A 1,189-nucleotide genomic window follows, 5' to 3' on the forward strand; every position below is an offset into this window, starting at 1 on the left:
GGATGTCCCGCGGCAGGTAGGCGGTACGGGGCGTGTGCGGGGTGAGGTCGACCGTGACACGGCCGGCCTGGGGGTCGGAGCTGGCCCGGGCCGCCTGGAGCACGCGGGTGTCGTCGTCCACGTCGATGATCAGCGTGACGGGTGGCGGCGTCGGAGGTGTCGAGGGTGTCATCGAGGGTCTTCGTGCGGCGGGAGACAGCTGTCGCTCGTCGTCTCCAGCAGGGCGCTTGCCGGGGGCGAGGCGTGGCGTTCGAGGCGCAGGGTGTGGTGGGTGATCTGGGCCCAGCGGCGGAAGTTGCCGTGCCCGTGACGGGCGTCGAGGCGGTCGAGGACGTCCTTGTCGGCGTCGCGCCATCGCGGGTGGAGCTGCGGGATGGCGCGACGTACCTCGCCGGGGGTGAGCGGGTGGATCTGCAGCCAGCGGGTGGTGCGTGTGGCCAGCAGAGGCTGGCGGCGCAGCATGCGGAAGCCTTTGGTGCTGGTAGCGAGGATGAGGGTGAGCTGGGTGGTGGGGTCGTCGAAGAGGTAGCAGAGGTACTCGACGCAGCCGGTGGTCAGGCGGCTGGCCTCGTCCACCACCAGCAGGTGCGGGTGCGCGGCGAGCTGGGTGCGCAAGGCGGTGTCCAGGACGCCTGGGTCCCGCGTCGGCGGGATGGGGAGACCGGCAGCGAGCAGCAGTTCGGCGCGCAGGACGGTTGGGGTCGGAGCAGGGCGTGGGCTGAGATGACAGATGCGTACGTCGCCGGGCAGTTCGGGGCGGGAAGCGAGCGCAGTCTGCAGGGCGTGGGTCTTGCCGCAGCCTGCGTCGCCGTAGAGGCACATGACGGCCTGTTCTGCCATGGTCTGCTCCACAGCGCGGGCGACCTCGTCGAGGGCGGGCACCGGGACGGTCCGGGCACCGGGGAGCGACAGGAAATGCTGCGGGCCGAGGTCTGGCGAGGCGGACCTGTGCGTGCTGCTGGCGGTGGGGGTCATGCCTCCCCCAGGCGGGCGAAGGCCCAGCGCAGCACCTCTTGGTCGACGCGTTGCCTGCCCAGGCGCTTGAGGCCGAGGCGTACCTGGGCGGTCAGCCAGGCCCAGTCGCGGAAGCTGCCGTGGGTGGCGTGCGTGTTGGCGAAGAGGATGTCGTCGGGTTCCGCGTTCTCCCACACCGGGTGGAACAGCGGGATGACCTCAAGGACTTCCTCGG

General features: G+C 71.3%; 2 protein-coding genes. Both read right to left on the bottom strand.

Annotation, left to right across the window (positions count from 1 at the left end):
• Nucleotides 1–168 precede the first annotated feature (168 nt).
• A complete protein-coding gene (locus ACFV20_RS37045) occupies nt 169–975 on the bottom strand; it encodes an AAA family ATPase (RefSeq protein WP_385502007.1) in 807 nt (268 codons plus the stop codon).
• Nucleotides 972–1,189, bottom strand: a 218-nt coding sequence (locus ACFV20_RS37050; protein ID WP_385665546.1) for a hypothetical protein, incomplete at its 5' end; no start/stop codon positions are given. The genes ACFV20_RS37045 and ACFV20_RS37050, both read right to left, overlap by 4 nt.

It is taken from the genome of Streptomyces sp. NPDC059696, assembly GCF_042733745.1.
GTDB lineage: Bacteria > Actinomycetota > Actinomycetes > Streptomycetales > Streptomycetaceae > Streptomyces.

What these genes read in the sequence shown, in the direction of transcription:
- ACFV20_RS37045 (WP_385502007.1), bottom strand. Translation starts at nt 975, where the DNA reads ATGACCCCCACCGCCAGCAGCACGCACAGGTCCGCCTCGCCAGACCTC.